Origin of the sequence: uncultured Flavonifractor sp. (genome assembly GCF_944387675.1) — a bacterium.
Lineage (GTDB): Bacteria > Bacillota > Clostridia > Oscillospirales > Oscillospiraceae > Flavonifractor.
On the sequence record NZ_CALXFV010000117.1, the window covers coordinates 1 to 6,161 of the forward strand.

Consider the following 6,161-nt stretch of genomic DNA (forward strand, 5'->3'; position numbering starts at 1 on the left):
GTAGTTTTCCGCCTCGTCATACTCGTGGCGCTCCAGAAAGTTGGAAAAGGCCTCTTCAAATTCGTTTGTATACATATTAATCACCAAGGTAGGATTATAGGCGATAATCTCTTACTCGTCAATATTCTATCGTCTTAAGTGGTATATTCTGCTCAGGTGATAGGTATGAAACCGCTTAAAAGCAAAGTCAGTCTGACCTTGGATCAGCCTGTGATTGAAAAAATTCAAGCGCTGGCCGAACAGCAGGACCGCTCCCTGTCCAGCTATATCAATCTGGTGCTCCGCGCCCACCTGGAAGAATTGGAACATAAAACGAATCCATGAGGGTTACACCCTCCGGGGGGTCGCCGCCCCTGCCGGCACAGGACAAAAAAGACCTGCCCCGCGGCAGGTCTTTTTTTACTCCTCGTCCAGCTTGAGCACCGCCATAAAGGCCTCCGTGGGAATCTGCACCGTACCCAGAGAGCGCATCTTTTTCTTGCCCGCCCCACAAAGGGCTTGCCCTTTGTGGGGACCCCATTTGATTTAACCTGCTCGGCGGAAATGAATTCCGCCTGCGCCAAGGTTTTGGGCTCTGCCCAAAACGCTTGTACGGCGCATAGCGCCGCCCCGCCTTGCGGGGTCCCAGAGGGCAAGAAAAGATGCTGTCCCGTTACTCCTCGTCCAGCTTGAGCACCGCCATGAAGGCCTCGGTGGGAATCTGCACCGTACCCAGAGAGCGCATCTTTTTCTTGCCCTCTTTCTGCTTTTCCAGCAGCTTCTTTTTCCGGGTGATGTCGCCGCCGTAGCATTTGGCCAGCACGTCCTTGCGCATGGCCTTCACGGTTTCCCGGGCAATGATCTTGCCGCCGATGGCGGCCTGCACCGGCACCTCGAAGAGCTGGCGGGGGATGTTCTCCTTCAGCTTTTCGCACAGCCGCCTGGCCCGGGGATAGGCCTTGTCCTTGTGGGCGATGAAAGAGAGGGCGTCCACCTGGTCCCCGTTGAGAAGCATGTCCACCTTCACCAGCTCGGAGGGAACGTACTTGTCCAGCTCGTAGTCCAGGGAGGCGTACCCCTTGGTGCGGGCCTTCAGGGTGTCGAAAAAGTCGTAGATAATCTCCCCCAGGGGCATGGAGTAGTGCAGCTCCACCAGGTTGGTGTCCAGATACTGCATGTCCTTGTATTCCCCCCGCCGCTCCTGGCACATGGGCATGATGTTGCCCACATAGTCCGGGGGAGTGACAATGGAGACCTTGGCATAGGGCTCCTCCGCCGTGGCAATCACCGCCGGGTCGGGGTAGTTGTGGGGGTTGTCCACCAGCACCACCGAGCCGTCGGTCTTGGTAATGCGGTAGATCACCGAAGGCAGGGTGGTGATCAGGTCCAGGTCAAACTCCCGCTCCAGCCGCTCCTGGATGATCTCCATGTGGAGCATGCCCAGAAAGCCGCACCGGAAGCCGAAGCCCAGAGCCACGGAGGACTCCGGCTCAAAGGACAGAGAGGCGTCGTTGAGCTGGAGCTTCTCCAGGGCGTCCCGCAAATCGGGGTACTTGGAGCCGTCCTCGGTGTAGATGCCGCAGTATACCATGGGCCGGGCGGGCCGGTAGCCGGGCAGCGGCTCGGCAGCGGGCCTGTCGGCCCCGGTGATGGTGTCGCCCACCTGGGTGTCCTTCACGTTCTTGATGGAGGCGGTAAAGTACCCCACCTCCCCGGCGATCAGCTCCTGGCAGGCCTCCATCCCCAGGGGGAGCAGGTGGCCGCACTCCAGCACCTGATAGGTGGCGCCGGAGGCCATCAGCTTCACGTTCATGCCGGTTTTTATGGTACCCTCCATCACCCGGAAGTAGACGATGACCCCCCGGTAGGGGTCATACTGGCTGTCAAAGATGAGGGCCTTCAGGGGGGCCGCCGGGTCCCCCTGGGGGGCGGGAATGTTCCGGACAATGTCCTCCAGCACGGCGGGAATGTTGATGCCCACCTTGGCGGAAATCTCCGGGGCGTTCTGGGCGGGAATGCCGATGACGTTTTCAATCTCGTCCTTCACCCGCTGGGGATCGGCGGCGGGCAGGTCGATCTTGTTCACCACCGGCAAAATCTCCAGGTCGTGTTCCATGGCCAGGTAGGTGTTGGCCAGGGTCTGGGCCTCAATGCCCTGGGCGGCGTCCACCACCAGCACCGCCCCCTCGCAGGCCGCCAGGGAACGGGAGACCTCATAGTTGAAGTCCACATGGCCGGGGGTGTCAATCAGGTTAAGCTCATAGGCGCCGCCGTCCGCCGCCTGGTAGGTGAGGCGCACCGCCCGGGCCTTGATGGTGATCCCCCGCTCCTTCTCCAGGTCCATGTTGTCCAGCAGCTGGGACTCCATCTCCCGGGCGGTCACCGCGTTGCACGCCTCAATCAGCCGGTCGGACAGGGTGCTCTTCCCGTGATCAATGTGGGCAATGATGCTGAAATTACGAATCTTCCTCTGATCGGTCATAGATAAAAACCTCCGTGGCGGTGCGGCCTCAGCGGCCCTCTTTCCGGGCGTTGCCCCGGCAGTTCACCCGCTCCCCCGTGGTGTGGATGATCTGGAGCAGGGACTGGTACAGACCGGGATAGTTTTCCATCAGCGCGTCGTTGTTCATGGGCGGGAACTTCCCCTTCTCCTTGGCATGGCCCGCCAGGGCCTCCACATATTCCGCCTCGGTGCAGATCATGTCGGCGGAGGGGATCCCCGCCAAAAACTGCCGGACCGGCACGGAGAAAAAGTCCTCATTCTGGGTGCCGTCCGCCCGGTAGAGGTGGCGGAACAGCTTGTAAATGGCGGCCCCCAAATAGTCGGCGGCGGCGTTGATGGCCTCCTTCTTCCCTGTCTTTCCCAGCAGGTCGAACAGTACGCCGATGGAGTTGACCAGCAGCTTCTTGTTCAGGGTGGCCAGAATGGAGCCGTGGAGCACATTGTCCTTCTCGGTGGAGTAGTCGTACAGCTCCTCGGCGGCGATGGTGGTGCCGTCCCGGTTCAGCGTGCGGCCCAGCAGGAAGTCCGCCGATACATTATAATAGCTGCACGCCCGGGTGACAAAGGCGAGCCCCGGCTCCCGGACGCCGTTTTCATAGTGGGAGAGCAACGCCTGGCTGATTCCCAGGTCCCTGGCCGCCGCCCGCTGTGAGATGCCCTTCTCCTGCCGCAGCAGAGACAGGCAGCGGGAAAAATCAGAATTCATAATACACCTCATATAAAAACAGTAGGTATAGTATATATGCGTGAATACAAAAAGTAAAGTGGATTTTTTCACAATCTTATGGGTTTTCGGCATTGTAGTTTGTAGACTGATGGGTGTATAATAGGAGCACCGCCAGATGATGGCAATTCAGAATTCTGTCACATATGTAATGGAGGATGATACCAATGGCTATTCATATGTTCCAGCAGCTCATTGACACCCTGAAAAAGAGTCCCAAGCGCATCGTGTTCACCGAAGGCACCGACCCCCGGATTCTGGAGGCCAGCGCCCGTCTGCTGGCCGGTACCTGGCTGGCGCCCATCCTCATCGGCAAGGAGGACGAGGTGAAGGCCGCCGCGGAGGAGGCCGGCTTCAACATCCGGGGCGCCGAGATCATGGACCCCGCCACCTATTCCGGCATGGACCAGATGGTGGAGGAGATGGTGGCTCTCCGCAAGGGCAAAATGAGCGCCGACGAGTGCCGGGCCGCCCTGCTCCACGGCAACTATTTCGGCACCATGCTGGTGAAGATGGGCGTGGCCGACTGCCTGCTGGGCGGCGCCACCTATTCCACCGCCGATACCGTCCGTCCCGCCCTCCAGCTTATCAAGACCAAGCCGGGCAACAAGATCGTCTCCTCCTGCTTCATCATGGTGCGTGAGGGCGTGGGCGACAACACCGTGCTGGCCATGGGTGACTGCGCCATCAACATCGACCCCACCGAGGACGAGCTGGTGGAAATCGGCCTGGAGTGCGCCAAGTGCGCCAAGACCTTCGGCATCGACCCCAAGGTGGCCTACCTGAGCTACTCCACCAAGGGCTCCGGCAAGGGTGAAACCGTGGACAAGATGCGCAACGCCTGCCTCAAGGCCAAGGCTGCCGCCCCCGATCTGGCCATTGACGGCGAAATGCAGTTTGACGCCGCCGTGTCCCCCACCGTGGGCCAGCTGAAATTCCCCGGCTCCCCTGTGGCGGGCTATGCCAACACCTTTATCTTCCCCAACATCAACGCCGGCAACATCGGCTACAAGATCGCCCAGCGTCTGGGCAACTTCAGCGCCTACGGCCCCATTCTGCTGGGCCTGAATGCCCCCATCAACGACCTCTCCCGGGGCTGCAACGCCCAGGAGGTCTATTCCATGGCCATCATCACCGCGGCGCTGGCGTAAACCGGTTTCAAAGCAGGAGCACCTTTCGTGGGTGCTCCTGCTTTTTGGCCAGGGAAGAGACCTCCGCCCCCACCGGGGGCTGGGCGCTCCGCGCCGCCAAGCGTTTTGCGCCGGACGGCGCAAAACCTTGATGCCGGGGCAATTCATTTGCCCCGAGCAGATAAAAGATTTGGGACCCCCGCAGGCTGTAAGCCGGCGGGGCGCTATTCCATGGCCATCATCACCGCGGCGCTGGCGTAAATGGCTTCCAAAACAGGAGCACCTTTCGTGGGTGCTCCTGCCAGGCTGTCGAAAAAGGCGCATGTGCCTTTTTCGACAAAAGGCTGCATGGCGGAAGGGGCTCGATTTCTTGCGAAATAGTCCCCCCTTCCGCCATGAGAAGGGTCATTTTCGAGGCACATGTCCCCGAAAATGACGGATTTTGATTTGATTCCGTCGCCTGCGGACGACGGAACTCTGCGAGGCTCTCCTGCGGGGGAGTTTTTCGACAAGCTGACAGGAGCACCTTTCGTGGGTGCTCCTGTTTTTATGGCCATGGAAGAGACCTTTGCCCGGTAAACTCCAGCCAAACCACAAGATATCGTATTTGCCCATCTCCCAACCCCTAAAAGCCCAGAAATTGTCTTTTTTACGCACAAGGCTTGACTTTTGGCGAAAAAGCGTGTATCATACGGCTTGTAATAATTTGTAACCATTCTTACTGATCTGTTACATTCAGTCCTCGGGCTGTAACCATATGACACCACTTTGACAGAACAGGAGGGTAACCCTCTATGGAATCCATTCTTCATCTGCCCCGTTGGGACGGAGCGGGGGTCCAGGCCAGGCTGGGGCAGCTTCGGCAGGGGCTGGAGCTGTTGCAGCGCCGCCTGGACACCGCCACCGCCGGGGAGCGGCGCCTGATCAGCCCGCTGCATTTCTTTGCGGCCGCCGCCGTTATTGGCGTAACCGCCATTGTGACCACGGTATATACTCCCGCCTATGTGGTGGCGCAGGACGGGGTGGTGCTGGGCATGGTGTCCCAGCCCCAGGTGTTTGAGGACACGGTGGACCGGGTAGAGACCCGGGCCGCTCAGATTCTGGGCCATGACTACACCCTGGACAGCTCCTTCACCTACGAGTTTGCCCTGACGGAGCCGGAAAATCTCACCCCCACCACCCAGTTTGAGACCTATCTGTTTGACCAGATTGGTGAGGTGATGAAGAACTACGTGCTGACGGTGGACGGGCAGTTCATCGGCGCGGCTCAGGACCGGGCGGTGCTGGACAGCGTGCTGGAGCAGGTGAAGGCGGCCTACGTCACGGAGAACACGGTCTCCTCCCAGTTTGTGGGGACGGTATCCATCTCCCACGAGTACACCCCCTCCGATGTCAATCAGGACACCCAGCTCATGCTGGAGGCTCTGACCGCCAACACCAACGGTCAGACGGTGTATGAGGTACAAAAGGGCGACACCTTTATGCAGATCGCCCTGGACAACGGTATGACGGTCTCCGAGATGGAGGTCCTCAATCCCGACGTGGACATCAACAAGATCTATATCGGCCAGCTGCTCAACGTGAAGGAGGAAATCCCCTTCCTGTCGGTCAAGACGGTGGACAATGTGACCTACACCGAGGAGATTGCCTGCCCGGTGGTGGAGGTGGAGGACAGCTCCATGTACCAGGGCGAGACCAAGGTGCTGGATGCCGGCGTCCCCGGCGAGCAGGTGGTAAACGCCGACATCTCCTACCTCAACGGCGTGGAGCAGGAGCGCACGGTGCTCTCCACCCAGGTCACCCGGGAGGCCACCGACAAGGTGGT

5 protein-coding genes are annotated in these 6,161 nt (G+C 59.6%); 3 read left to right on the plus strand and 2 right to left on the minus strand.

Annotated features, from left to right (window positions below):
- Positions 1-165: 165 nt before the first annotated feature.
- Complete coding sequence (locus tag Q0J74_RS09940) at positions 166-324, plus strand: DUF6364 family protein (RefSeq protein ID WP_297214118.1); 159 nt, start codon at positions 166-168, stop codon at positions 322-324.
- A 328-nt stretch (positions 325-652) separates the two neighbouring features.
- Here Q0J74_RS09940 and lepA read toward each other — a convergent pair whose 3' ends face one another.
- Both lepA and Q0J74_RS09950 read right to left on the minus strand, forming a co-directional pair.
- On the minus strand, positions 653-2,461 hold the full coding sequence (lepA, locus tag Q0J74_RS09945) for a translation elongation factor 4 (RefSeq protein ID WP_297214121.1): 1,809 nt from the start codon (positions 2,459-2,461) through the stop codon (positions 653-655).
- Between the two features lie 28 nt (positions 2,462-2,489).
- Positions 2,490-3,188: a helix-turn-helix domain-containing protein gene (locus tag Q0J74_RS09950; RefSeq protein ID WP_297214124.1), complete on the minus strand. Its 699-nt coding sequence runs from the start codon at positions 3,186-3,188 to the stop codon at positions 2,490-2,492.
- 185 nt (positions 3,189-3,373) lie between these two features.
- Between Q0J74_RS09950 and pta the strand changes: the two genes are divergently transcribed.
- Together pta and Q0J74_RS09960 are read left to right on the plus strand one after the other, a co-directional pair.
- Complete coding sequence (gene pta / locus Q0J74_RS09955; RefSeq protein WP_297214126.1) at positions 3,374-4,357, plus strand: phosphate acetyltransferase; 984 nt, start codon at positions 3,374-3,376, stop codon at positions 4,355-4,357.
- A gap of 773 nt (positions 4,358-5,130) precedes the next feature.
- The coding region (locus Q0J74_RS09960) for a G5 domain-containing protein (protein WP_297214129.1) at positions 5,131-6,161 on the plus strand (1,031 nt) is incomplete at its 3' end.